This is a genomic window from Pantoea sp. AG1095 (genome assembly GCF_003208415.1).
Lineage (GTDB): Bacteria > Pseudomonadota > Gammaproteobacteria > Enterobacterales > Enterobacteriaceae > Pantoea > Pantoea leporis.
The window spans coordinates 36,983-62,045 of the sequence record NZ_QKMJ01000010.1 but is presented as its reverse complement, the minus strand read 5'-3'; the positions used below and the strand labels follow the sequence as shown (position 1 = coordinate 62,045).

Here is a 25,063-nt window from a genome sequence, read left to right as displayed (position 1 = left end):
CGTTTACACATGCCACCAGTGTTACGGAAAACCCACCCTGTAGCAACCCGGCAGAATGCCAGCGCTGTCGCAAAAGCACGGAAAATCAGGCGCTCACAGCCGCGCTTTAGCTCGGTTACAGGCTCATGTTATGCTGCCAGACATAATCACACCTGCCTGCCGGACCAAAAACCATGAAAACTCGCGTGCCACACCTGGCGCACTGGGGCGCATTCACTGCCGTCACCGAAAACGATCGCCTGATTGGCTGTGAACCCTTCTTCGCCGATGCCGATCCCTCGCCGATGCTCAACACCATTCCTGAACTGGTCTATTCGGATAAGCGTATTCGCCAGCCGATGGTGCGCCGTTCATGGTTGAAGTCGCGCGAGAACAGCGATCGCACCTTACGCGGTCGGGAAGACTTCGTGGCGGTAGATTGGGATACCGCGCTGGATTTAGTGGCGGAAGAGAATCGCCGCGTGCGCGATCGCTACGGCGCAGCGGGCATTTTCAACGGCTCTTACGGCTGGTCATCGGCGGGACGCGTCAACCACGCGCGCACGCTGATTCGTCGCTTCTATTTTCAGGGCGGCGGCGGCGTCGATCAGCAAGGTAACTACAGCTGGGGCGCGGCTCAGTTCTTCCTGCCGTACGTGATTGGCACCTACATGCCGCTCACCGGCCGCGTCACCGACTGGCCGGAAGTGGTGCAGCACGCCGACATCTTTATCGCCTTCGGCGGCCTGGCGCTGAAAAACGCGCAGGTGGCGTCCGGCGGCGCAGGGCAGCACAGCCTGAAACCGGCGCTGGAGCAGCTCAGCGCCAAAGGCACGCCAATCATTAACATCAGCCCAATGCGCGATGACTGCCCGGCGTTCGTCAATGCCGAGTGGATTCCGATTCGCCCGAACACCGACGTGGCGCTGATGCTGGCGCTGGGTTTTGAAATCACCAGGCGTAACGCGCTGGATGAAAGCTTTCTCGCCAGCCACTGTACCGGCTGGCCGCAGCTGCGCGGCTATCTGCTCGGTGAAAGTGATGGCATCGCCAAAACGCCTGAGTGGGCCAGCAGCATTACCGGCATTCCGGCGGCGCGCATTGCTTTGCTGGCGCAGCAGCTGATCGGCAAACGCAGCTTTATTACCTGCTCCTATTCGGTACAGCGCGCCCATCGCGGCGAGCAGCCGTACTGGATGATGATTGCGCTGTCGTCAATGCTCGGTCAGCCGGGCTTGCCGGGCGGCGGTTTCTCCTTTGGTCATGGCTCGATGAACAGCGTCGGCAATCCGCGTCAGGATGGCCCGGCACCCATGATGAGCACCGGCCCGAATCCGGGCAATTTGTCGATTCCAGTGGCGCGCATCAGCGACATGCTGCTCAATCCCGGCCAGCCGTACGCATTCCAGGGTGAAACCCAGCACTATCCGGATATCCATTTGGTGCACTGGGCGGGCGGCAATCCGTTCCATCATCATCAGCAGCTCAATCGTCTGGTGGAAGGCTGGCAACGCCCGGATACCGTGATTGTGCAGGATATCGTCTGGACGCCGGCGGCGCAGATGGCGGATATCGTGTTGCCCGCCACCACCACGCTGGAGCGTAACGACATCGGCGGATCGTCGCGCGATCGCTTCGTGCTGGCGATGCATCAGGCGATCAAGCCGCAGCATCAGGCGCGCAATGATTTCGACATCTTCGCTGATATCGCCGATCGCCTCGGCTATCGTGATGTGTTCACCGAAGGGCGCAATGAGATGCAGTGGATTGAGCATCTGTATCAGCAGTGCGCGGTAGCGCATGCGCGCCGCGATATTCCGTTCCCGGAGTTCGGGGAATTCTGGGAGCGCGGGTTTGTCGAGATTCCCGAAGGCGGCAAGCCGTTCGTGTTTATGGATGATTTCCGCGCTAACCCAGAAACGCATCCAATTCAAACCGCCAGCGGCAAGATTGAGCTGTTCAGCCAGACCATCGCCGATTATCAGCTGGAGGATTTCGCCGGACATCCCGAGTGGCGCGAGCCGCAAGAGTGGCTGGGCGCGCCGCTCAGCGCACAGTTCCCGCTGCATATGATCTCGATTCAACCATCCGATCGTCTGCACAGCCAGATGGACGCCACTGCCACGGTGCAAGGCAACAAAACCGCCGGACATGAGACGCTATATATGCATCCGCAGGATGCGGCAACGCGTGATATTCAGGATGGCGATGAGATTGAGGTGAGCAATGCGCGCGGGCGCATGCTGGCCGGTGTGCGCCTGACCGACGGTGTAACGCCGGGCGTGGTGATCATCGCCACCGGCGCCTGGTTCGATCCTGGCTTTGGTCGCGCCTGGCAGCCGTGGGATCGCGCCGGCAACCCGAATGTCCTGACATTGGATATCGGCACCTCGTCGTTAACGCAGGGTCCTAACGCCATGAGTTGCCTGGTGGAAATCAAAAAACATCTGATGTGAATGGGCAACGAATAATCTCATCGCTGGTTACATTTTGCCGGTAACTGTTGCGTTTAGGCGATGGTTTCCCAGCGTGCCACCTTGCTACAGTCAGGGTCCCAGAGGTATTGATGGGTGAACATCAAAAAGTTTTCTTGATTACACCGACCTGCGCAGATGCGCAGGTTTTTTTTTGCTTAACGAATCGAAACACAGTTTTCCTGTCAACTCGCTTTACGTTTCTTTATAACTGCAAGCAATAAGCTTCAGATTCACTTACAGCAGCGGATTGCCATGCCTCAAATAAAAAAATTTCTGGGAAAAGACCAGATAAAAGCGCCCTTTAACCCGTTTCGTTTTCGCCTGATCTGCCTTGGCGTTTTCTGCTGTTTGGTGCTGTTGCTGATTTGCGTTGGTGACCTGCAGCTGATCAAGCATCCGATGCTGGAGCACGAAGCCGATCAGCGCTCGCTGCGTACCGTAACGTTGCCAACTAACCGTGGCACCTTGCTGGATCGCGACGGCCAGGCGTTAGCGCTGAGCGTTCCGGCACGTGACATCATCGCCGATCCAATGCGCGTGCTGGAGGCAAATCCCGATTTCACCAGCGCCAAATGGGCTTATCTGGCGGCCGCGCTCAATCAGCGTCCGGAAGATCTGCGCGCGGCCATCACCGCCAACCCGAAAAAACGCTTCCTCTATCTGGGCCGCAAAATCGAACTCGGCATCGCCAAAGATATCGCCGAGCTGAAACTCAAAGGTATCAGCTCGGTGTATAACGACAGCCGTTTCTATCCGATGAGTGAAGCAGCTGCGCCACTGATTGGCATTGTAGGGGCCGACAGCAACGGCCTGAACGGCATCGAGAAGGGCTTCGACCATGTGCTGCAGGGCGATCCGGGCAAAGAAGTTTATCGTCAGGATGGTGAAGGCAACATCATTGCGATGATCGATTACCAGCCGCCACAGCAGCCGCCAACCGTGCAGCTCAGTATCGACAAGTTCGACCAATTCACGCTCTACAGTAAACTGCGCGACGGCGTGCTGCTTAACAAAGCGGATTCGGGCGCGGCGGTATTGGTGAAAATCGATACCGGCGAAATTCTGGCGATGGCCTCTTATCCGTCGTTCAACCCGAACAACTATGAAAATGCCACGCCGGCGCAGATGCGTAACTCGGCGATCAACGACAGTTACGAACCCGGCTCCACGGTGAAACCGCTGGTGGTGATGGAAGGGCTGGAGCGCCATCTGGTGCGCGCCGATTCGGTGATCGATACCACGCCTTACAGCGTCAACGGCCACTTAATTCGCGACGTTGGTCACTGGCCGCGCCTCACCATGACCGGCATTTTGCAGAAATCGAGTGACATCGGCGTCTCGCACATTGCGCTGGCGATGCCCGCTGAAGCGCTGGTTAATACCTATCAGGCATTTGGCTTGGGTAAACCTACCGGGCTGGGATTGACCGGTGAGAGCGTGGGGTACTTCCCGCTGCACCGCGAGCGCTGGGCCGATATCGAACGCGCCACCTTTGCCTTTGGCTACGGCCTGCGCGTCACGCCGCTGCAGATTGCGCGTGAATACGCCACGCTTGGTTCGTACGGCGTTTATCGTCCACTGTCGATCACCAAAGTGACGCCGCCGGTGTTAGGCAAACAGGTGGCGAATCCGCAGGTGGTGCAAACCGTGGTGCATATGCTGGAGAGCGACGTACTGCCGGGCGGGACCGGGGTAAGAGCGGCGGTGCCGGGTTATCGTCTGGCGACCAAAACCGGTACCGCAGAGAAGATGGGCACCAGCGGTAAGTACGATGGCGGTTATATCAACTACACCGCCGGCATCGCGCCCGCCAGCCATCCGGAAGTGGCGCTGGTGGTAATGATCAACCATCCCACCGCGGGCGATCACTTTGGTGGCTCGGTGGCAGCACCGATCTTCGGCAACATCATGGGCCCGGTACTCAAGCACATGAACGTGGCACCCGATGCGATCTACAGTAAACCTTCTTCAGACAAATCTTAGTTAAATCAAAAGTGTAAGTGAGGTGTGGAGAATATTCACACCTCGTTTCACTTCCCCAAACACCGTTGCTTTTTGCACCTGTCTTTCACCGACTCAACGGTGCGAGTATGGAGATCCCAGAGGTATTGATGGGTGTGAAACAAGCTGCTTTGGCAGTACCCTGTTATTACACCGACCCACGCAGATGCGTGGGTTTTTTTTGCCTGTAATTTACTGCCGTGCGAACTCGCTCACACCTCTTGTCTGAGTCTTAACACTTCCCCGGCAACATAAAAATATCGGGTTGTGTAACCTGTAGGTAACGCACCGCGATGTCGCATTCCATGGCGGTTCGCTAGCCCCTTACGGTGTTGGTAGCGCTTTAAGGGGCGATTTTTTATTGCGACTCGTTGAGGCCAACCCGCGATGCCAAAAACCAAAGACCGCACGCCAAAAGGCGAGGGCCGTTCTTCGGCGTTTCAGTTACGTATTCACCCGGAGCTGCACGAACAGCTGCGCAGTGTGACCGACGACGACAACGTCACGCTGTCGTGCTGGTTAAAAGAGCTGGCGCGCCGCGAGCTGCGCCGCAGAGGCATTGAACCCAAAGGTTAAATCGGTTGTTATTGCGTGCACATAACCGTAGCGGCGCAATTCATTGCGCTCCGTTGACCATTTTCCCGCTGTTATCTTGCGCAATAAATTGCGCCGCTACGAAATTTTCGATAATCGATTTCGGGGCTGAAAACCCGCAAAACGCTAAAAATCCTAACCCTTTATGGCACGAAAGGTTTACCATTTTCCTTTGGAAAATATATTTTACGCAACCTTAACAACCCCGCTTAACCCGCCTCCCTACAATGGCTTTCAAGTCATTACCTTCGTGACTATTCCCTTCCTATCTTTTAGAGAACAACTATGCGCCTGAAACTTCTTTCTGCCAGCGTGGTGTTTTTACTGGCAGCCTGTGACCAGGGCGGAGCAAAGCCCGCCGCATCCGCCACCCCGCAAGTGGGCGTGGTCAACCTCAAAGCGCAACCCGTTACGCTTGTCAGCCAATTGCCAGGCCGCACCACGGCGGTGAGAACTGCGCAAGTGCGTCCGCAGGTGAGCGGCGTAATTGAAAAAATCCTGTTTACCGAGGGCGGTGAAGTGAAAGCCGGCCAGCCGCTGTATCAAATCGATCCGGCCACCTATAAAGCCGCCTACGACAAAGCCATGGCGACCTGGCAGAACGATGCGATGGTGGTGAAGCGCTATCAGCCGCTGGCCAACGCGCACGCCATCAGCCAGCAAACCTACGACGATGCGGTCGCCGCCGCGCGTGAAGCGCAGGCCGACGTGGAAACCGCCAAAGTGAATCTCGACTACACGCTGGTGAAAGCACCGATCTCCGGCCACATCAGCCGCTCGCTGTACACCGCCGGTGCGCTGGTCACCAACGGGCAAACCGATTATCTCGCCACCATCACTCAGCTTGATCCGATCTATGTCGATGTCAGCGAATCCTCCACCGATCTGCTGCGCCTGCGCCGCGCGCTGGCCGACGGCAAAATCGCCAAAGTGGCCGACAACACCGCCGCCGTGGGCTTGTCGCTGGAAGATAACAGCCAGTACGCCGAGCAGGGCAGGCTGGCGTTCTGGGAAGTGAACGTCGATACCGCCACCGGCACCGTGGTGCTGCGCGCGGTGTTCCCGAACCCGAATAACCAACTGCTGCCTGGCATGTACGTGCATGCCAGCTTCCCGCAGGGCATTCAGCAGCAAGGCATTCTGCTGCCGCAAGAGTCGATCATGCATGACACCAAAGGTCAGCCGTATGTCTTTGTGGTGAAAAGCGACAACACCATCGAGCAGCGCAGTATCCACACCGGCGAGATGATTAAAGGAGAATGGCTGGTGACCTCGGGCTTGCAGCAAGGGGAAAACGTGGTGGTGAACAACCTGCAAAGCGTGCGCAGCGGGGTGAAAGTCACCACCAGCGCCGCCAATACCAACGACACGCCATCCGCCAATGCGGTGAGTCTTTCGATGACTGACGCAGCGGCGCAATAAGGGGGCGGCATGTCGAAGTTTTTTATAGAACGTCCAATCTTCGCCTGGGTTATCGCCATTATCGTGATGCTGGTCGGCGCGATTGCCGCCATCAGTTTGCCGGTCAATCAATATCCCAATATCTCCGCGCCAGCGGTCTCTATCTCGGTGACCTATCCGGGTGCCAGCGCCGAAACCACGCAAAACACCGTGGTGCAGGTCATTGAGCAGCAGCTGAATGGCCTGGATGGTTTGCGTTATCTGGAGTCGAGCAGCGCCTCGGACGGCAGCGCGCAGATCATCGCCACCTTTAATCAGGGCATCAATCCCGATATCGCCCAGGTTCAGGTGCAGGATCGCGTGTCGCTAGCGGAGTCGCAGCTGCCCACCGATGTCACCCAGCAAGGTATCCGCATCCGTAAGTACCAAAAAAACTTTATGATGGTTATCGGGCTGATCGCCAAAGACGGCAAGCTGACCAACGGCGATCTGGCCGACATGCTGGTGTCGAAACTGGAAGATCCGATCTCGCGTACGCCGGGCGTCGGCGACTTCATGGTGCTGGGATCCGAATACGCGATGCGCATCTGGCTCGATCCGGCCAAATTGTACAAATACAACCTGATGCCGAGCGATGTCACCACGGCGATTGATAACCAGAACGTGCAGGTGTCGTCCGGTTCACTCGGCGGTTTGCCGACCATTCAGGGCGCAAAAACCCAGGCGACGATCCTCGGCAAAACCCGTTTCACCACCGTGCAGCAGTTTGAGAATGTGCTGCTGAAGGTGAACAGCGACGGCTCGCAGGTGCGGCTGAAAGATGTGGCCAGCGTCGCGCTCGGGCCGCAAAGCTACGGCATCGATGCCACCATGAACGGCAAACCGGCCGCCGGTATCGCGCTGCGTCTGGCAACCGGTGCCAATGAACTGGATACCGCCAAGGCGGTGCGCCAAACCATCGCCGACCTGAAAGATTCGCTGCCGGATAACGTCGAGATTCAGTATCCGTACGACACCTCGCCGGTGGTCAGCGCCTCAATTGAAGAGGTGGTGAAAACGCTGATCGAAGCGGTGGTGCTGGTGTTCTTCGTGATGCTGATCTTCCTGCAAAACCTGCGCGCCACGCTGATCACCACGCTGGTGGTGCCGGTGGTGCTGCTGGGCACCTTTGGCATTCTTTCGGCGTTTGGTTACAGCATTAACACCCTCACCATGTTCGGCATGGTGCTGGCCATCGGGCTACTGGTGGATGACGCCATTGTGGTGGTGGAGAACGTTGAGCGCGTAATGCACGAAGAGCAGCTCGACCCGAAAGCCGCCACCATTAAATCGATGCAGCAGATTCAGGGCGCGCTGTTTGGCATTGCGCTGGTGCTGTCGGCAGTGCTGCTGCCGATGGCGTTCTTCTCCGGATCGACCGGTGTGATTTACCGCCAGTTCTCGGTCACCATCGTCTCGGCGATGGCGCTGTCGGTGATCATGGCGCTGATCTTCACGCCTGCGCTGTGCGCCACCTTGCTGAAACCGGCGGCGGCGGAGCACAAAACCACCGGATTCGCCGGTTGGTTTAACCGCAAGTTCGACAGCGGCGCGATGCACTACACCCACGGCGTCAGCAAAGTGATTTCCCGTCGCGGCCTGTTCCTGGTGATCTATCTGGTGATCGTCGGCGTGACGGGATTTTTGTTCACCCGCGTACCGACCACCTTCCTGCCGGGTGAAGATCAGGGCTTGATGATGGTGCAGATTACGCTGCCGGTGAACTCGTCATCGCAGCGCACTCAGCAGGTGATCAACGATCTCAACGCCTATCTGCAACAGAACGAAGCGTCGGTGGTGACCACCACCTTTGGCGTGGCGGGCTTTAACTTTGCCGGTCGCGGCCAGAGCAACGCCATGGCTTTTGTGCGCCTGAAAGATTGGGGCGACCGCACGCACAGCGGGCAAAGCGTGCAGGACCTGGCGAACCGCGTGATGGCGCACTTCGCCAACTACCAGAACGCCAAAATCTTCGCCATGGTGCCGCCGGCGGTGATGGAGCTGGGCAACGCCACCGGTTTCGATCTCTATCTGCAGGATACCGGCGCGCATAGCCATCAGCAGATGATGGATGCCGCGCACCAGCTGATTACGCTGGCGAACAAAGATCCGCATCTGGCGCAGGTACGTCTTAACGGGCTGGAAGATGAGCCGCAGTATCAGCTGGAGATCAATGATGAGAAGGCCAGCGCGCTCGGCCTGAGCATGACCGACATCAACAACACTTTGTCGGTGGCGTGGGGCTCCAGCTACATCGATCAGTTCATGTATAACGGCCGCGTGAAAGAGGTCTATCTGATGGGTAAAGCGGACTCGCGCGCCACACCGTCGGATCTCGACAAATGGTACTTCCGCAACAGCAGCGGCACCATGGTGCCATTCTCCGCCTTCGCCTCGGGCAAATGGGTGTACGGCTCGCCGCACTTTGAACGCTTTAACGGCTTAACCGCTGAGGAGATCCTCGGATCGCCCGCGCCGGGTCAAAGTACCGGTGAAGCGATGAAGGCGGTGGAACAGCTGGCGAAGCAGCTGCCGCACGGTTTCCGCGTGCAGTGGTACGGTATTTCGTATGAGGAGCAGGCCTCCGGCAGCCAAACCACGCAGTTGTATCTGATCTCGATTCTGGTGGTGTTCCTGTGTCTGGCGGCGCTGTACGAGAGCTGGTCGATTCCGTTCTCGGTGATCATGGTGGTGCCGCTCGGCATCCTCGGCACCATTAGCGCGGTGCTGCTGCGCGGCCTGCAGAACGATGTTTTCTTCCAGGTTGGCCTGCTGACCACCGTGGGGCTGGCGGCGAAAAACGCCATCCTGATCGTCGAGTTCGCCAAAGAGCTGCATGAGCGCGAGGGCAAAACGCTGGTGGAAGCGGCGGTAGAAGCGGCGCGGCTGCGTATCCGTCCGATTATCATGACCTCAATGGCGTTTATTCTCGGCGTGCTGCCGCTGACCATATCCAACGGCGCGGGCGCAGGCAGCCAGCATTCGATTGGTACGGCGGTGGCGGGCGGTATGATCACCGCGACTTTCCTCGCCATCTTCTTTGTGCCGATGTTCTACGTGGTGGTTTCGCAGTTCTTTGCGCGTAAGAAACAAACATCCGCAGAGGTGGTTAAAAATGAACATGAATAACTTCCGTCTGGCGCTGTTGCCGCTCGCGCTGGCATTGGCCGGTTGTACGCTGGCACCGCACTATCAGCGCCCGGCGCTGCCGGTGGACGCTAAATACGATCAGGCGACGCCCGTCGGCAACGTCGCCGATTTGCCGTGGCAGAACTTTTTCACTGACGCCACGCTGCGCAACCTGATTCAGCTGTCGCTGGATAACAACCGCGACCTGCGCGTGGCGGCGCTGAACGTGCAAGAGGCGCAGCAGGGCGTCACGGTGCAGCGCGCGGCGCTGATGCCGTCGATCAACGCCACGGCCAGCCAGACTTCGGCGCATGAACCGGCCAATCTCTACAACACCAAAACCAGCGGCGCGGTGACCTATCACGAGCTGAACAGCGGCTTGAGCGTCACTTCGTGGGAGCTGGATTTCTTTGGTCGCCTGCAAAGCCTGAGCGATCAGGCGCAGGAAACCTATCTGTCGAGCGCCGCCACCGAACGCGCCACGCGCATTTCACTGATCGCGGAAGTGGCGACGGCGTGGCTGACGCTGAGTTCGGATAACGATCTGCTGCATCTGGCGCAACACACCGCGCAAAGCCAGCAGGAATCGTATTGCCTGACCAAGCTCAGCTACGACGGCGGTGCCAGCAGCGATCAGGATCTGGCGCAGGCCGAAAGCACGGTGCGGGCGGCGCAGGCGGACGTGGCGAGTTACACGCGTCAGGTGCGGCAGGATGTCGATGCGCTGCGCTTGCTGGTCGGCACCGATCTGCCCGCCACGCTGTTGTCACACGCCACGCTGGACGCCAACTGGCACTTCCCGGCCACGCCCGCTGGCTTGCCGTCGGATCTGCTGACGCGTCGCCCGGATATCATGGCGGCGGAGCACACGCTGAAGGCGGCTAATGCCAATATCGGCGCGGCGCGTGCCGCCTTCTTCCCGAGCATCACGCTGACCGCGTCCGGCGGCTCCACCAGCAGCTCGCTTGGCAGCCTGCTGGGCGGCGGCAGCGGCGCATGGTCATTCATGCCATCGATTAACCTGCCGATTTTTGACGGTGGTAAAAACCAGGCCAACTTGAATATCGCGCATATCGAGAAACGCATTGAGATTGCTGACTATGAGAAGGCGATCCAGACCGCGTTTAAAGAGGTGAACGATGCGCTGGCCGGTCAGGATACCTGGCAGGATCAGCTGACGGCGCTGCAACAGGAGGTTGGCGCCAATCAGCGCGACTACGACTATTCCGTATTGCGCTTCAGGCAAGGCGTCGACAATTATCTCAATGTGTTAGTGGCCCAGCGATCGCTTTACAGTGCGCAGCAGTCGCTGATCAGTGCGCATTTGGGGCAATTGAGCCAGAAAATCACCCTGTACAAGGCGTTAGGCGGCGGCTGGAAATCTTAATCACCTTAACGAAACCCTTACGGTTCGCGTATGGAATTCGCGCGGGCATTCAACCGATAATGCGCGTAGTGATGATTTCCCCTTGAAATAGTCCCCTGTTTTACAGGGGATTTTCCGTTTTCTGGCTAACCTGAAGATCCTGATGACTAACAACGCTTCCCGCTCCCCGTTTTCTCGCTGGCTGAAATGGCTCCTGTTGTTGCTTGTGCTATTGATTGTGGCGGGCGTGATCTGGCGCGTGGTCGGTGGTCATGGCGGCATGCCGGGCGGCGGAAAGCCGCCGGGCGCACGCGGCGGTCATCGCGGTGGCGCGGGCGGCCCGCCGGGCATGGCGATGATGATGGGCGGTGCCACGCTGGTACACAGCGGCGTTGCCAGCAGCGCGGATGTGCCGGAATACCTCAACGCGCTCGGCACGGTGATCCCCAACGCCAGCGTCACCGTCACCAGCCGCGTCGCCGGACAGCTGGAGAAAGTGTTCTTCACCGAAGGGCAGAAAGTCAGCGCCGGCCAGCTGCTGGCGCAGATCGATCCGCGCAGCTATCAGGCCACGCTGGCGCAGTATCAGGGCGATCTCAATCAGAATCAGGCTTTGCTGAAAAGCGCGCAGTTAACGCTGGTGCGTTATCAGAAACTGGCGGCGCAGGACTCGCTGTCGCGCCAGGATCTTGATACCCAAACCGCCACCGTCGGCCAGTACAAAGGCGCGGTCGCCGCTGATGAAGCGCAGATCGCCAGCGCCAAACTGGATATCGAGTATGCGCGCATCACCTCGCCAATCAGCGGACGCGTCGGTTTGCGTCTGGTCGATCCCGGCAATATGGTGCAAACCACCGATACCACTGGCATCGTGGTGGTGACGCAGATGCAGCCCGCCGCCGTGACCTTTAGCGTGCCGCAGGGCAACATTCCGCAGCTGACCAACGCGCTGCACGGCGGGCAAAGTCTGCCCGCCACCGCCTTTGATCAGGACAACAGCCGCGCGCTGGCGCAGGGCGAGGTGAAGTTCATCAGCAACCAGATCGATACCGCGACCGGCACCATTGAGCTGAAAGCCACCTTCCCAAATGAAGACGAATCGCTGTTCGCTAACCAGTTCGTCAATCTGCGGCTGCAAACCAACATCCTGAAACATGTCACGGTGATCCCGGCACAGGCGCTGCAGCTGAGCAGCGACGGCAGCTTCGTATTTGTCATCAACCAAGACAACACCGTGACGCGCAAAGCGGTCACCACTGGGCCAACGTTTGGTGAAGATCAGCAGGCGATTCTCAACGGAGTGGAACCGGGCGATCGTCTGGTGACCGAAGGCATCGATCGCCTGACCAACGGCAGCAAAGTGCAGCTGGCGGATGAGCGCAAAACCACCGCGACCGCCGAGGCCAAATGAATCCGTCTCGCCTGTTTATCCAGCGTCCGGTCGCCACCATTTTGCTGATGGTCGGCGTGCTGATCGCCGGGATCTTCTCCTACCGTTTTCTCTCCACCTCGGCGCTGCCGCAGGTGGATTACCCGACTATTCAGGTCACCACGCTCTATCCCGGCGCTAGCCCGGATGTGATGGCGTCTTCTGTCACCTCGCCGCTGGAGCGCCAGCTGGGTCAAATGGCCGGCCTGAGCCAGATGACGTCGACCAGCTCAGGCGGATCGTCGATCGTCACGCTGAAGTTCAGCCTCGATCTGTCGCTGGATGTCGCCGAGCAGGAAGTGCAGGCAGCGATCAATGCTGCCAATAACTTGCTGCCGAGCGATCTGCCCAATCCGCCAACCTACAAAAAGGTCAATCCAGCCGATACCGCCGTGATTACGCTGGCGGTGAGTTCCGACACGCTGCCGCTGACGCAGGTGCAGGATCTGGTGAACACGCGCGTGGCGCTGAAGCTGTCGCAGATTAACGGCGTCGGCATGGTGACGCTGGCGGGCGGCCATCAACCGGCGATTCGCGTGCAGATGGACCCGAAAGCGCTGGCGGCGCATCAGCTGTCGCTGGAGGACGTCAACACGCTGATCGGCAACAGCAACGTGAACGGCTCGAAAGGCGGCTTCGACGGCAAATATCACTCGGTGACCATCGACGCCAACGATCAGCTGCGCACCGCCGATGAGTACGGCAATTTGATCATCACTTACCAAAACGGTGCGGCGCTGCGGCTAAAAGATATCGCGCATATCGAACAGGGACCGGAGAACAGCTTCCAGTCGGCATGGGCCAACAACAGTCCGGCGATTGTGATCAGCGTGCAGCGCCAGCCGGGCGCCAACGTGATTCAGGTGGTGGACAGCATCAAAGCGCAGCTGCCGAAGCTGCAGGCGGCGCTGCCGGACGGCGTGAAGATGAGCATCTTGTCGGATCGAACGCAAACCATTCGCGCCTCCATCAGCGACGTGCAGTTTGAGCTGATGCTGTCGGTGGCGCTGGTGGTGATGGTGACGTTCCTGTTCCTGCGCAACGTGGCGGCGACGCTAATTCCCAGCGTGGCGGTACCGCTGTCGCTGATTGGCACCTTCGGCGTGATGTATCTGGCCGACTTCAGCCTGAATAATCTGTCGCTGATGGCGCTGACCATCGCCACCGGCTTCGTTATCGATGATGCGATTGTGGTGGTGGAGAACATTTCACGGCGGCTGGAAGAGGGCGAAACGCCGATGCAGGCGGCGCTGAAAGGCTCGCAGCAGATTGGCTTCACCATCATCTCGCTGACCTTCTCACTGATTGCCGTGCTGATCCCGCTGCTGTTTATGGGCGACGTGGTTGGGCGGTTGTTCCGCGAATTTGCCATCACGCTGGCGGTGTCGATTCTGGTGTCGATGGTGGTGTCACTAACCCTGACGCCGATGCTGTGCGCCTATCTGTTACAGCACATTCCGCCGGAAAAACAGTCGCGCTTCTCGCGTAAAGGCGGCGAACTGTTCGACAAGCTGGTGCGCGGCTACGACCGCATGCTGACGGTGGTGCTGAACCATCAGAAGCTGACGCTACTGGTGGCGCTGGCGACCTTTGCGCTCACCGCGCTGCTTTACATCGCCATCCCAAAAGGCTTCTTCCCGACCCAGGATACCGGGCTGATTCAGGGCGTCACCGTGGCGTCGCAGGATGTGTCGTTTAGCGAGATGTCGAAGCGGCAGCAGGCGCTGGCGAAAGTGATTCTGCAAAATCCGTCGGTGGAGAGTTTGTCCTCAACCATCGGCATTGATGGCAGCAGCAACACCAGCCTGAATAGCGGGCGCATCCAGATCAACCTCAAGTCGTTTGACCAGCGCGACGACAAAGCCGACGTGGTGATCAAACAGCTGCAACAGGCGGCGCAGCAGGTGGCGGGCATTCAGCTCTATCTGCAACCGGCGCAGGATTTGACCGTCAACGATCAGGTGTCGCCGAGCCAGTATCAATTTACGCTGGATGATGCCGACAGCGAAAACCTGGTGCGCTGGACGCCAAAGATGGTCGCCGCCTTGCAGCAGCGTCCGGAGTTTAACGGCGTGGTGAGTAACCTGCAGGATCAGGGCCGCGTGGCCTATGTCGAGCTGAATCGCGATAAAGCGGCGCGCTACGGCATTACCGCCGCCGACGTCGATACCGCGCTGTACAACAGCTTCGGTCAGCGTTTGGTCTCCACCATCTTTACCCAGGCCAATCAATATCGCGTGGTGCTGGAAGTGGCGCCGCAGTATCAGCAATCGCCCGCTTCGTTTGATGATGTCTATTTGCCGGTGACCAGCGCGAGCAGCAGCACTTCCACCACGGATGACACCACCACAACCACCACCGACATGGTGAAGCTCACGTCCATCGCCACCATTCACCAGCGCACCGGTTCGCTGATGCACATGCGCCTCAATCAGTTCCCGGCGGTGATGGTGTCGTTCAATCTCAACAAAGGCTATTCGCTGGAAGAGGGGCAGAAGGCGATTGCCACAGTAACGCAGCAACTGAATTTGCCGTCGAGTATCACCTTGCGTTATCAGGGCGAAACCTCGGCATTCCAGAGCGCCACCGGCAACACCCTGTGGCTGATTCTGGCGGCATTAATCACCATGTACGTGGTGCTCGGCATTCTCTATGAGAGCTTTATCCATCCGGTGACCATTCTCTCGACGCTGCCGTCGGCGGCGGTCGGCGCGCTGTTGACGCTGCTGCTGGCGGGCAGCGAGTTCAGCCTGATCGCGCTGATTGGCGTAATTCTGCTGATCGGTATCGTCAAGAAGAACGCAATCATGATGATCGACTTCGCACTGGAGGCGGAAAACAAGCAGCACATGAGCGCGCGGAACGCGATTCATCAGGCCTGTTTGCTGCGCTTCCGCCCGATTCTGATGACCACCATGGCGGCGCTGCTCGGTGCGCTGCCGCTGATGCTGGCGTCCGGTTCCGGTGCCGAGCTGCGGCAGCCGCTCGGTCTGGTGATTGTTGGCGGTTTGATCGTCAGCCAGGTGCTGACGCTGTTCTCTACGCCGGTAATTTACCTGTGGTTTGATGGCATCGCGCAGCGCGGCAAGCGCTACATGCAGCGCAAGCAGCAGCAGGCGCGAGGCGAGCGATGAACCTCACCCGGCTGTTTATCTTCCGCCCGGTTGCCACGTTACTGCTGACGCTGGCGATCCTGCTGCTGGGCGCGCTGGGCTATCGACTGCTGCCGGTGGCGCCGCTGCCGCAGGTGGATTTCCCCACTATCATGGTGAGCGCCAGCCTGGCCGGTGCCAGCCCGGAAACCATGGCAGCCACCGTCGCTACGCCGCTGGAGCGTTCGCTGGGGCAGATTGCCGGCGTCACCGAGATGACCTCGACCAGTTCGCAGGGATCGACCAGCGTGATTTTGCAGTTTGACCTCGATCGCGACATCAACGGCGCGGCGCGTGACGTGCAGGCGGCGATCAACGCCGCACGCAGTTTGCTGCCGAGCGCGATGGAGTCGCTGCCGACCTATCGCAAAGCCAATCCATCGGATGCGCCGATTGTGATGCTAGCGCTGACGTCCGCCACGCGCACGCCGGGCGAACTCTACGATCTGGCCGAAAGCAAAATCGAGCAGGCAATGGGCCAGGTGAAAGGCGTGGGCGAAGTGTCGCTGATGGGCAGCGCCTTACCGGCGGTGCGCATCGATCTGCAGCCGCTGAAGCTGACGCAGTACGGCATTTCGCTGGATACGGTGCGCAGCGCCATCGCCAACAGCACCAGCAATAAGCCAAAGGGGATTTTGCAGGGCAGCAGCCAGTCGTGGGTGGTGGACAGCAACGGCCAGCTGGATAAAGCCGCGCAGTATCAGGATTTGATTGTCACGTATAAACAGGGCAAAGCGGTGCGGCTGCATGATGTCGCCACCGTGTATGACTCGGTTGAAGATCAGTATCAGGCCGGTTTCCTCAACGCCACGCCATCGGTGATGGTGGGCATTAAGCGCCAGGCCGGTGCCAACATGCTCGACACCATTGATGCCATCAAAGCGCAGCTGCCGGCGCTGGAAAAAGATCTGCCCGCCGATACGCAACTGAAAGTGGTGGTGGATCGCTCGCCGACGGTGCGCGCCTCGCTGTATGACACCGAAGAGACGCTGCTGGTGGCGATGCTGCTGGTGATCGCCGTGGTGTTTGTGTTTCTGCGTAACGTGCAGGCGGTGATTATCCCGGCGCTGGCGCTGCCGGTCTCGCTGATTGGCACCTGCGCGGTGATGTATCTGCTGGGTTACAGCCTCGATAACCTGTCGCTGATGGCGCTGATTATCGCCACCGGCTTTGTCGTCGATGACGCGATTGTGGTGCTGGAAAACATCACGCGCCATATCGAAGAAGGGCTCAGTCCGCTGCGCGCGGCGCTGCGTGGCGCGCAGGAAGTGAGTTTTACCGTGCTGTCGATGACTATGTCGTTGATTGCGGTGTTCATCCCGATTCTGCTGATGGGCAGCATCGTCGGACGCTTGTTCCGCGAATTTGCCGTCACGCTAACGGTATCGCTGCTGATTTCAATGTTTGTCTCGCTGAGCCTGACGCCGATGCTGTGCGCGCGCCTGCTGAAGCCAAAGCCCAAAGTCACGCAACGCTCGCATCCGCTGTATCAGTTTATCGAAAACCAACTTAACGCATTGCTGGCGGCTTATTCGCGCGGGTTAACCTGGGTGATGGCGCACCAAAAGCTGACGATGTTTAGTCTGGTGCTGACCGTGCTGCTCAACCTGTTCCTGTTTTCCGTGGTGCAGAAAGGCTTTTTCCCCAATCAGGATACTGGCCTGCTGATGGGCGCGCTGCGCGCCGATCAGAACATCTCCTTCCAGGCGATGAAGCCGAAAATGCTGCAGTTCACCCACATCATCCAGTCCGATCCGGCGGTGGAGAGCGTGATGTCGTCGATGGGCAGCGGCATGTTCGGCTCGCGCAACAGCGCCAACTTCTTTGTGCGCCTGAAGGATTTTGACAAGCGCGATGCCACCGCCACCGAAGTGGCGAACCGCCTGAGTATGAAAACCAGCCATATTGCCGGCGCGCAGATGTTCCTGATGGCGGCGCAGGATCTGCACATCGGCGGGCGCAGCGCCAACGCCACCTATCAATACAGCTTGCAGGCCGACGATCTCGATCTGCTACGTGAGTGGACGCCCAAAGTGCAGGCGGCGCTGGCGGCAATCCCGCAGCTGAATAGCGTCGATTCCGACTCGCAAACCGGCGGTCAGGAAGTGGTGATTAATATCGATCGTGACCGCGCGAAACGGTTGGGCGTGGATGTGCAGATGCTCGACACCCTGCTGAATAACGCCTTCAGCCAGCGTCAGGTCGCCACGCTCTATCACACGCTTAATCAGTATCATGTGGTGATGTCGCTGCAGAATAGCTACACGCGCGATCCGGCGATTTTGCAGCAGCTGTATGTGATTAACGACAGCGGCGATCGCGTGCCGCTCGCCGCATTCTCCAGCTTCAAGGGCGGCAACGCGCCGCTGTCGGTGGCGCATCAGGGCCAATCCGCCACCAGCACCGTGGCGTTTAACCTCAACGATGGCGTGTCGCTGGAGCAGGCGCAGGCGCTGATTAAGCAGGCGATGGCGCAGCTCGGTTTACCCTCCAGTATTCAGGCCGGTTTTGCCGGCACCGCCGCCGCCTTCGCCCAGCTTACCGCCACCATGCCGTGGCTGATTATCGCGGCGCTGGCGGCGGTGTATATCGTGCTCGGCGTGCTGTATGAGAGTTACATCCATCCGCTCACCATTCTCTCAACACTGCCGTCGGCGGGTGTGGGCGCGCTGTTGTTGCTGTTGCTGACCAACACGCAGCTGACGGTGATCGCGCTGATCGGCATCATCCTGCTGATTGGTATCGTGAAAAAGAACGCCATCATGATGATCGACTTTGCGATTCACGCCGAGCGTAGCCAAGGCATGACGCCGCAGCAGGCGATCACCCAAGCCTGCTTGATGCGTTTCCGGCCGATCATGATGACCACGCTGGCCGCCTTCTTTGGCGCGCTGCCGCTGGCGCTGGGCAGCGGCGGCGATGCCGACTTACGTAGCCCGCTCGGGCTGGCGATTGCCGGTGGTTTGGCGCTGAGCCAATTATTAACGCTGTTTACTACGCCGGTGGTTTATCTCTGGCTCGACCGTTTAAGCCGCGCCACGCAACGTCAGTGGCAGCGGTTGCGTCATGTGGAATCCCGATAGATGAAAATGTCTCTGAAAATTACGCCGTTGCTCACCGTGATGTTGCTGGCGGGCTGCGCGGTTGGCCCCGATTATCAGCGCCCGAGCATGGCGATGCCGACCCATTTCAAAGAAGCCAAAGGCTGGACGCAGGCGACGCCGCAGGATGCAAACAGCAAAGGTGAATGGTGGCAGGTATATCACGATGCCACGCTGGCTAGCCTGCTGAAGCAGGTGAGCATCTCCAACCAGAACGTTGCCAGCTATGCCGCGCAGTACCGCGAAGCGCAGGCGTTAGTTGGGCAATCACGCGCGGAGTTGTTGCCGTCGCTAGGCTACGACGCCAGCAGCACGCGCAGCGGCAGCCGCGCCAGCGCCAGCGATCAACGTAGCGTCAGCAACAGCCATGCCGCCGATCTCAGCGCCAGCTGGGAGCTGGATGTGTGGGGCAAACTGCGACGCACGCTGGAGGAGAACCATGCCAGCGCCGAAGCCAGCAAAGCCGAGCTGGCGAATATCACCTTGAGCGCGCAGTCCGAACTGGCGCAGGACTATTTCCAGCTGCGCATTATCGACGAGAAAATCGCGCTCTATCAGCGCAGTATCGCGGCCTATCAACGCTATCTGACGGTGATTGAAAACAAATATGCGGCGGGCAGCGAATCACGCGCCACCTTAGCGCAGGCGCAGATGCAGCTGGAGAGCGCCCGCGCCTCGGCGCAGGATTACCAGTGGCAGCGTGCACAGATGGAGCACGCGATTGCCTTGCTGCTGGGCCGAGCTCCGGCGGATTTCTCCTTGCCGGTGGCGAAGCTGGAGGCCGCGCTGCCCGCGATCCCGAACAGCGTGCCGTCGCAACTGTTGCAGCGCCGTCCCGATATCGCCTACGCCGAGCGCAACGTGGCGGCGGCGAATGCGGCGGTCGGCGTGGCGATTGCCGGTTACTATCCCGATTTGACGCTGAGCGCCAGCGGCGGCGTGAGTTCATCGGCGATCAACAGTTTGTTCTCGCTGCCCAATCGCGTCTGGTCTTTGGGGCCGGAGCTGAGCGGTACGCTGTTAGATTTCGGCGCCACCTCAGCGAAAGTCGAACAGGCGCGCGCCGCCTATGATGCCAGCGTTGCCAGCTATCGCCAGTCGGTGCTGACCGGCATGGGCGAAGTGGAGGATTATCTGGTGCAGCTGAATACTTTGCAGGGCGAAATCGCCGCACAACAGCGCGCCACCGACGCGGCGCAGGAATCGGCGCGCGTAACGCGTAATCAGTATGATGCCGGAATGATCGACTATCTCGACGTCGCCACCACCGAAAACAGCAGCCTGAGCGCGCAGCAGAGTTTGCTGTCGCTGCAGAGCACGCAGTGGGTCAGCAGCGTCGGTCTGATCGCCGCGCTGGGCGGTGGCTGGCAGGCGGATACGCGGTAAAACCAGGTCGCCATGAATGGCGTAATGCTTGTCAGTTAAGAAAGCATTTTTGGTGTGGGCTCTGACACATCTGCTGCGTCACGGGCCGTCCTCGCGCCGCTAACGCGGTGCCTTCGGCTTCCACGTCGTGCCGACGGATCGTTCGTGGATCGGCCGTCCTGGCCGCCCCGAACTGCCTCACGCATCCCTGCGTGAGGCTCCTGGCCCAACGTAAAAGCCTCAGCGCTGCGAATGGCCCTTTGCCGCAGCTGACGCGCCAGCGCCTCTGGCAAATGAGCGAAGTGAAGGCACCGCGCTAGCGGCGCGAGGACCGCCGGCCCAAAAGTGGCCCCGGCCTGCGCACTCATCGTTGGCTTAACTGACAAGGATTACGCCATGAATGGCGGCCCTACGACCGCTATTGCGTTTAAATCACCACGCCACTTGTCGAAAATCCCCAGATCCTGCATCGTAAGAGCCATTTTTACGATTGCTAAGGAGCTGGCATGCTACTCACTTTTTTCCGTTTCCTGTTCCGCCTGCTGTGGCGTGTGGAACTGCGCGGCGACCTCGCGGCACTGCATAAAGAGAAAGTGCTGATCACCCCCAATCACACGTCATTTCTGGATGGGGTATTACTGGCGCTGTTTCTGCCGATCAAACCGGTGTTTGCGGTCTATTCCTCGATCAGCGATCAATGGTTCATGCGTCTGCTGAAGCCGATCATCGACTTCGTTCCGCTCGATCCCACCAAGCCGATGTCGATCAAACATCTGGTGCGCATGATCAATCAGGGCCGTCCGGTGGTGATCTTCCCCGAAGGGCGCATCACCGTGACCGGATCGCTGATGAAGATCTACAGCGGCGCCGGCTTTGTGGCGGCGAAATCCGGTGCCACCGTGGTGCCGATGCGTATCGAAGGCGCGGAATATACGCCATTTGGTCGTCTGGCGGGCGTGTTTAAACGGCGCCTGTTCCCGCGCATCACCTTAACGGTGCTGCCGCCAACGGTAATCCCGATGCCTGAAGCCAAACGCGCGCGCGATCGCCGCACGCTGGCGGGCGAGCACCTGCATCATGTGATGATGGAAGCCCGCATGGCAGTGCGTCCGCGTGAGACGCTGTTCGAGGCTTTCCTCAATGCGCGTCAGCGTTATGGCGCGATGAAGCCGTGCATCGAAGACGTCAACTTCAAACCGGATAGCTATACCGGTTTGCTGAAGAAAGCGCTTGGCGTGGGCCGCATTCTGGAGCGCTACAGCCAGCAAGGTGAATACGTCGGTCTGCTGCTGCCGAACGCCACGGTGACGGCGGCGGCGATTCTCGGTGCCTCGCTGCGCGGGCGCATTCCGGCGATGCTCAACTACACCGCAGGCGTGAATGGCATGCGTGCGGCGTTGACCGCATCGCAGGTGAAAACCGTGTTTACCTCGCGGCAGTTCCTCGAAAAAGGCAACCTGTGGCACTTGCCGCAGGGACTGACCGAAGTGCAGTGGATCTATCTGGAAGATCTGAAAGATACCGTTACGCTGCAGGACAAATTGTGGATTGTGGCGCATCTGCTGATGCCGCGCCGTGCGCTGGTGGCGCAGCAGCCGGAAGATGCGGCGATGGTGCTGTTTACCTCCGGTTCGGAAGGCCATCCCAAAGGTGTGGTGCACTCGCATAAAAGTCTGCTGGCGAACGTTGAGCAGATTCGTACCGTGGCGGATTTCACCCCGCGCGACCGCTTTATGTCGGCGCTGCCGCTGTTCCATGCTTTTGGTTTAACCGTTGGCCTGTTTACCCCGTTGCTGACCGGCGCACAGGTGTTTCTCTATCCGAGCCCGCTGCATTACCGCATCGTGCCGGAGCTGGTTTACGACCGTAACTGCACCGTGCTGTTTGGTACCTCAACCTTCCTTGGCAACTATGCGCGTTTCGCCAGCCCGTACGATTTTGCGCGTCTGCGCTATGTGGTGGCGGGCGCGGAGAAACTGCAGGAAGCGACGCGTCAGATCTACATGGAAAAATACGGCATCCGTATTCTCGAAGGCTACGGCGTGACGGAGTGCGCGCCGGTGGTGGCGATCAACGTGCCGATGGCGGCGAAAAATCACACCGTGGGCCGCATTCTGCCGGGCATGGATTCGCGTCTGATTTCGGTGCCGGGCATTGAGCAGGGCGGTCGCCTGCAGCTGCGCGGTCCGAACGTAATGAACGGGTATCTGCGCGTGGAAAATCCAGGCGTGCTGGAAGTCCCGGTCGCCGATAACGGCGAAGGCGAGATGGAAGCGGGCTGGTACGACACCGGCGATATCGTCAGCTTTGATGAAGGCGGTTTCTGCCAGATTCAGGGCCGTGCGAAACGCTTCGCCAAAATTGCCGGTGAGATGGTGTCGCTGGAGATTGTGGAGCATATTGCGCTGAAAGCCTCTAACGAGAAGCAACATGCGGCGTCGCTGCGTCCGGACGGTAATCGAGGTGAGGCCTTGGTGCTGTTTACTACCGACAGCGAGTTGGGCCGTGACACGCTGCTGAAAGCGGCGCGTGAAATTGGCGCGCCGGAACTGGCGGTGCCGCGCGATATCCGCGTGATGAAACAGCTGCCGATGCTGGGCAGCGGCAAACCGGACTATGTCAGCCTCAAGCAGCTGGCGGAAGAGGAGCAGGCATGAGCCAGGCGTTAAATAAGGATGCACCGCTGTTATCGCGCAACATGCTGGCGGTGATTGTGGCGCAGTTCTTCTCGGCATTTGGCGACAACGCGCTGTTGTTTGTGACGCTGGCGGTGCTGAAAAATCAGTTCTATCCGGACTGGAGTCAGCCGATCCTGCAAATGCTGTTTGTGGCCACTTACATTCTGCTCGCGCCGTTTGTGGGGCAGATGGCGGATAGCTTTGCCAAAGGTCGGGTAATGATGTTCGCCAACAGTCTTAAGCTGCTCGGCGCGCTGGTTATCTGTTTCGGCTTCAATCCGTTCCTCGGCTATACGCTGGTGGGGATTGGCGCGGCATCCTATTCGCCAGCCAAGTACGGCATCCTGACGGAGATCACCAGCGGTGAACGCCTGGTCAAAGCCAACGGCTTAATGGAAGGTTCGACCATTGCGGCGATTCTGCTGGGTTCGGTGGCGGGCGGTATTCTGGCGGACTGGAACCTGGTCGCCGCGCTGGTGGTGTGTGCCATGACCTATGCGATGGCGGTGGTGGCGAACATCTTTATTCCGCGTCTGACGGCAGCGCGTCCCGGTCAGAGCTGGCATTTTGGCGCCATGCTGCGCAGTTTCATCGCGGCCACTAAGCTGCTGTGGCGCAATGGCGAAACGCGCTTCTCGCTGCTCGGCACCAGCTTGTTCTGGGGCGCGGGCGTGACGCTGCGTTTCCTGCTGGTGCTGTGGGTGCCGGTGGCGCTCGGCATCAGCGATAACAAAACCCCGACCACGCTGAATGCCATGGTGGCGATTGGCATCGTGATTGGCGCGGCAGCAGCGGCGAAGTTGGTGACGCTGCAAACCGTGCGTCGCTGCATGCCAGCCGGTGTGCTGATTGGCGTGATGGTGGTGGTGTTCGCGTTGCAAACCAGCTTGCTCAATGCCTATCTGGTTTTGATGCTGATTGGTGCGCTGGGTGGTTTCTTCGTGGTACCGCTCAATGCGCTGCTGCAGGAGCGTGGCAAGGCGTCCGTGGGTTCGGGCAACGCGATTGCGGTGCAAAATCTCGGTGAGAATACCGCGATGCTGCTGATGCTGGGATTGTATACCGTGGCGATTAAGCTGGGCGCGCCTGCGGTGGCGACCGGCGTCGGATTCGGCGCGATTTTCGCCGTGGCGATTGCGGTGTTGTGGTGGAAAGCGCGGAAGTAACAAAAGCATAGCGTCGTAGCGGGGCAATGTATTGCGCAATGGCGAATGCCGCACAAGTGGAAAAATGTGCGGCGTTTTTAAAGCGCGCGATAAATCGCGCCGCTACGGTGTGATGCGATTTATGGCGCTGGATAGGTAAACTGGCGATGAATCGCTTCCAGTTCCTCTAACACCTCGGCATTCAGCGTCAGATTGAAACTCTCAACGTTAATCTTCAGCTGCTCCAGCGTGGTGGCGCCCAGCAAGGTGCTGGCGACAAACGGCTGTTGACGCACATACGCCAGCGCCATCTGCGACGGATCCATATTGTGTTTCTGCGCCAGCGCAACATAGGCTGCAATCGCCTGCTGTGACTGATCGCCGCTGTAGCGGGTAAAGCGACTAAACAGCGTATTGCGCGCACCGGCGGGTTTGGCACCGTTCAGGTATTTGCCACTCAACGTACCAAACGCCAGGCTGGAATACGCCAGCAACTCGACGCCTTCATGCTGGCTGATCTCCGCTAAACCAACCTCGAAGCTGCGGTTCAGCAGGCTGTACGGGTTCTGGATGGTAACGATACGCGGCAGCTCATGTTTTTCAGCCAGCTGCAGGTAACGCATCACGCCCCACGCAGTTTCGTTCGACACGCCAATGTAGCGAATCTTACCGGCACGCACCTGTTCGGTCAGCGCTTCCAGCGTCTCCAGCAGCGTCACCGGCACGCTGGAATCGGTGTATTGATAACCCAGCTTGCCGAAGTAGTTGGTCTGACGCTGCGGCCAGTGCAGCTGATAGAGATCGAGATAATCGGTGTTCAGGCGTTTCAGGCTGGCATCCAGCGCTTCGCGGATGTTTTTGCGATCCAGCGCCTGGTTCGGGCGAATCGACGCATCCGCGCCGCGTACCGGACCGGCTACTTTGCTGGCGAGGATGATTTTGTCACGGCTGCCGCGCTTCTTCAGCCAGCTACCAATGTATTGTTCGGTTAATCCCTGGGTTTCCGGGCGCGGCGGCACCGGATACATTTCTGCGGTATCAATCAGGTTGATGCCACTGCTAACCGCGTAATCAAGTTGTGCGTGGGCGTCGGCTTCGCTGTTCTGCTCACCAAACGTCATGGTTCCAAGCCCCAGCTGACTCACTTCCAGCGTGCTATGGGGAATACGGTGATAGTGCATGTGCCGGCATCCTTTTTTCATTATGA

At 59.2% G+C, this 25,063-nt stretch carries 13 protein-coding genes; 12 read left to right on the top strand and 1 reads right to left on the bottom strand.

Features of this window, described 5'->3' with window-relative positions; genetic code table 11:
- Positions 1-173: 173 nt before the first annotated feature.
- The 12 genes from DEU53_RS18250 to lplT all read left to right on the top strand — a co-directional run bounded on the left by DEU53_RS18250 (position 174) and on the right by lplT (position 23,877).
- Positions 174-2,435 (top strand): molybdopterin-dependent oxidoreductase, encoded by a 2,262-nt coding sequence (locus DEU53_RS18250; protein ID WP_110867978.1) that lies wholly within the window; start codon positions 174-176, stop codon positions 2,433-2,435.
- Between the two features lie 273 nt (positions 2,436-2,708).
- Positions 2,709-4,439, top strand: a complete 1,731-nt coding sequence (locus DEU53_RS18245; RefSeq protein ID WP_101761978.1) for a penicillin-binding transpeptidase domain-containing protein — start codon at positions 2,709-2,711, stop codon at positions 4,437-4,439.
- Between the two features lie 405 nt (positions 4,440-4,844).
- Positions 4,845-5,033 carry a hypothetical protein gene (locus DEU53_RS18240; protein WP_061719884.1) on the top strand — a complete coding sequence of 63 codons (189 nt, stop codon included), beginning with the start codon at positions 4,845-4,847 and terminating at the stop codon, positions 5,031-5,033.
- 303 nt (positions 5,034-5,336) lie between these two features.
- Positions 5,337-6,473 carry an efflux RND transporter periplasmic adaptor subunit gene (locus DEU53_RS18235; protein ID WP_110867977.1) on the top strand — a complete coding sequence of 379 codons (1,137 nt, stop codon included), beginning with the start codon at positions 5,337-5,339 and terminating at the stop codon, positions 6,471-6,473.
- Between the two features lie 9 nt (positions 6,474-6,482).
- Positions 6,483-9,620: an efflux RND transporter permease subunit gene (locus tag DEU53_RS18230; RefSeq protein ID WP_110867976.1), complete on the top strand. Its 3,138-nt coding sequence runs from the start codon at positions 6,483-6,485 to the stop codon at positions 9,618-9,620.
- Positions 9,607-11,007, top strand: coding sequence for an efflux transporter outer membrane subunit (locus DEU53_RS18225; RefSeq protein ID WP_110867975.1), 1,401 nt, complete (start codon positions 9,607-9,609; stop codon positions 11,005-11,007). Before DEU53_RS18230 ends, DEU53_RS18225 begins: the two co-directional genes overlap by 14 nt.
- A gap of 142 nt (positions 11,008-11,149) precedes the next feature.
- Complete coding sequence (locus tag DEU53_RS18220; protein ID WP_110867974.1) at positions 11,150-12,397, top strand: MdtA/MuxA family multidrug efflux RND transporter periplasmic adaptor subunit; 1,248 nt, start codon at positions 11,150-11,152, stop codon at positions 12,395-12,397.
- A complete protein-coding gene (locus DEU53_RS18215; RefSeq protein WP_110867973.1) occupies positions 12,394-15,549 on the top strand; it encodes an MdtB/MuxB family multidrug efflux RND transporter permease subunit in 3,156 nt (1,051 codons plus the stop codon). Before DEU53_RS18220 ends, DEU53_RS18215 begins: the two co-directional genes overlap by 4 nt.
- Complete coding sequence (locus DEU53_RS18210) at positions 15,546-18,650, top strand: efflux RND transporter permease subunit (protein ID WP_110867972.1); 3,105 nt, start codon at positions 15,546-15,548, stop codon at positions 18,648-18,650. Before DEU53_RS18215 ends, DEU53_RS18210 begins: the two co-directional genes overlap by 4 nt.
- The gene (locus tag DEU53_RS18205) at positions 18,651-20,054 is read left to right on the top strand and encodes an efflux transporter outer membrane subunit (RefSeq protein WP_110867971.1); all 1,404 of its coding nucleotides are present in this window, start codon (positions 18,651-18,653) and stop codon (positions 20,052-20,054) included. It begins immediately after the preceding gene.
- A 485-nt stretch (positions 20,055-20,539) separates the two neighbouring features.
- Complete coding sequence (aas, locus tag DEU53_RS18200; RefSeq protein ID WP_110867970.1) at positions 20,540-22,690, top strand: bifunctional acyl-ACP--phospholipid O-acyltransferase/long-chain-fatty-acid--ACP ligase; 2,151 nt, start codon at positions 20,540-20,542, stop codon at positions 22,688-22,690.
- Complete coding sequence (lplT, locus tag DEU53_RS18195; RefSeq protein WP_110867969.1) at positions 22,687-23,877, top strand: lysophospholipid transporter LplT; 1,191 nt, start codon at positions 22,687-22,689, stop codon at positions 23,875-23,877. The genes aas and lplT overlap by 4 nt, the downstream gene beginning before the upstream one ends.
- 119 nt (positions 23,878-23,996) lie before the next feature.
- On the opposite strand, the gene DEU53_RS18190 is transcribed toward lplT, so the two are convergent.
- Complete coding sequence (locus DEU53_RS18190; RefSeq protein ID WP_110867968.1) at positions 23,997-25,037, bottom strand: NADP(H)-dependent aldo-keto reductase; 1,041 nt, start codon at positions 25,035-25,037, stop codon at positions 23,997-23,999.
- Between the last annotated feature and the right edge of the window lie 26 nt (positions 25,038-25,063).

What these genes read in the sequence shown, in the direction of transcription:
- DEU53_RS18220 (WP_110867974.1), top strand. Translation starts at nt 11,150, where the DNA reads ATGACTAACAACGCTTCCCGCTCCCCGTTTTCTCGCTGGCTGAAATGG.
- DEU53_RS18245 (WP_101761978.1), top strand. Translation starts at nt 2,709, where the DNA reads ATGCCTCAAATAAAAAAATTTCTGGGAAAAGACCAGATAAAAGCGCCC.
- DEU53_RS18215 (WP_110867973.1), top strand. Translation starts at nt 12,394, where the DNA reads ATGAATCCGTCTCGCCTGTTTATCCAGCGTCCGGTCGCCACCATTTTG.
- DEU53_RS18235 (WP_110867977.1), top strand. Translation starts at nt 5,337, where the DNA reads ATGCGCCTGAAACTTCTTTCTGCCAGCGTGGTGTTTTTACTGGCAGCC.
- DEU53_RS18210 (WP_110867972.1), top strand. Translation starts at nt 15,546, where the DNA reads ATGAACCTCACCCGGCTGTTTATCTTCCGCCCGGTTGCCACGTTACTG.
- DEU53_RS18225 (WP_110867975.1), top strand. Translation starts at nt 9,607, where the DNA reads ATGAACATGAATAACTTCCGTCTGGCGCTGTTGCCGCTCGCGCTGGCA.
- aas (WP_110867970.1), top strand. Translation starts at nt 20,540, where the DNA reads ATGCTACTCACTTTTTTCCGTTTCCTGTTCCGCCTGCTGTGGCGTGTG.
- DEU53_RS18250 (WP_110867978.1), top strand. Translation starts at nt 174, where the DNA reads ATGAAAACTCGCGTGCCACACCTGGCGCACTGGGGCGCATTCACTGCC.
- DEU53_RS18230 (WP_110867976.1), top strand. Translation starts at nt 6,483, where the DNA reads ATGTCGAAGTTTTTTATAGAACGTCCAATCTTCGCCTGGGTTATCGCC.
- lplT (WP_110867969.1), top strand. Translation starts at nt 22,687, where the DNA reads ATGAGCCAGGCGTTAAATAAGGATGCACCGCTGTTATCGCGCAACATG.
- DEU53_RS18240 (WP_061719884.1), top strand. Translation starts at nt 4,845, where the DNA reads ATGCCAAAAACCAAAGACCGCACGCCAAAAGGCGAGGGCCGTTCTTCG.
- DEU53_RS18205 (WP_110867971.1), top strand. Translation starts at nt 18,651, where the DNA reads ATGAAAATGTCTCTGAAAATTACGCCGTTGCTCACCGTGATGTTGCTG.
- DEU53_RS18190 (WP_110867968.1), bottom strand. Translation starts at nt 25,037, where the DNA reads ATGCACTATCACCGTATTCCCCATAGCACGCTGGAAGTGAGTCAGCTG.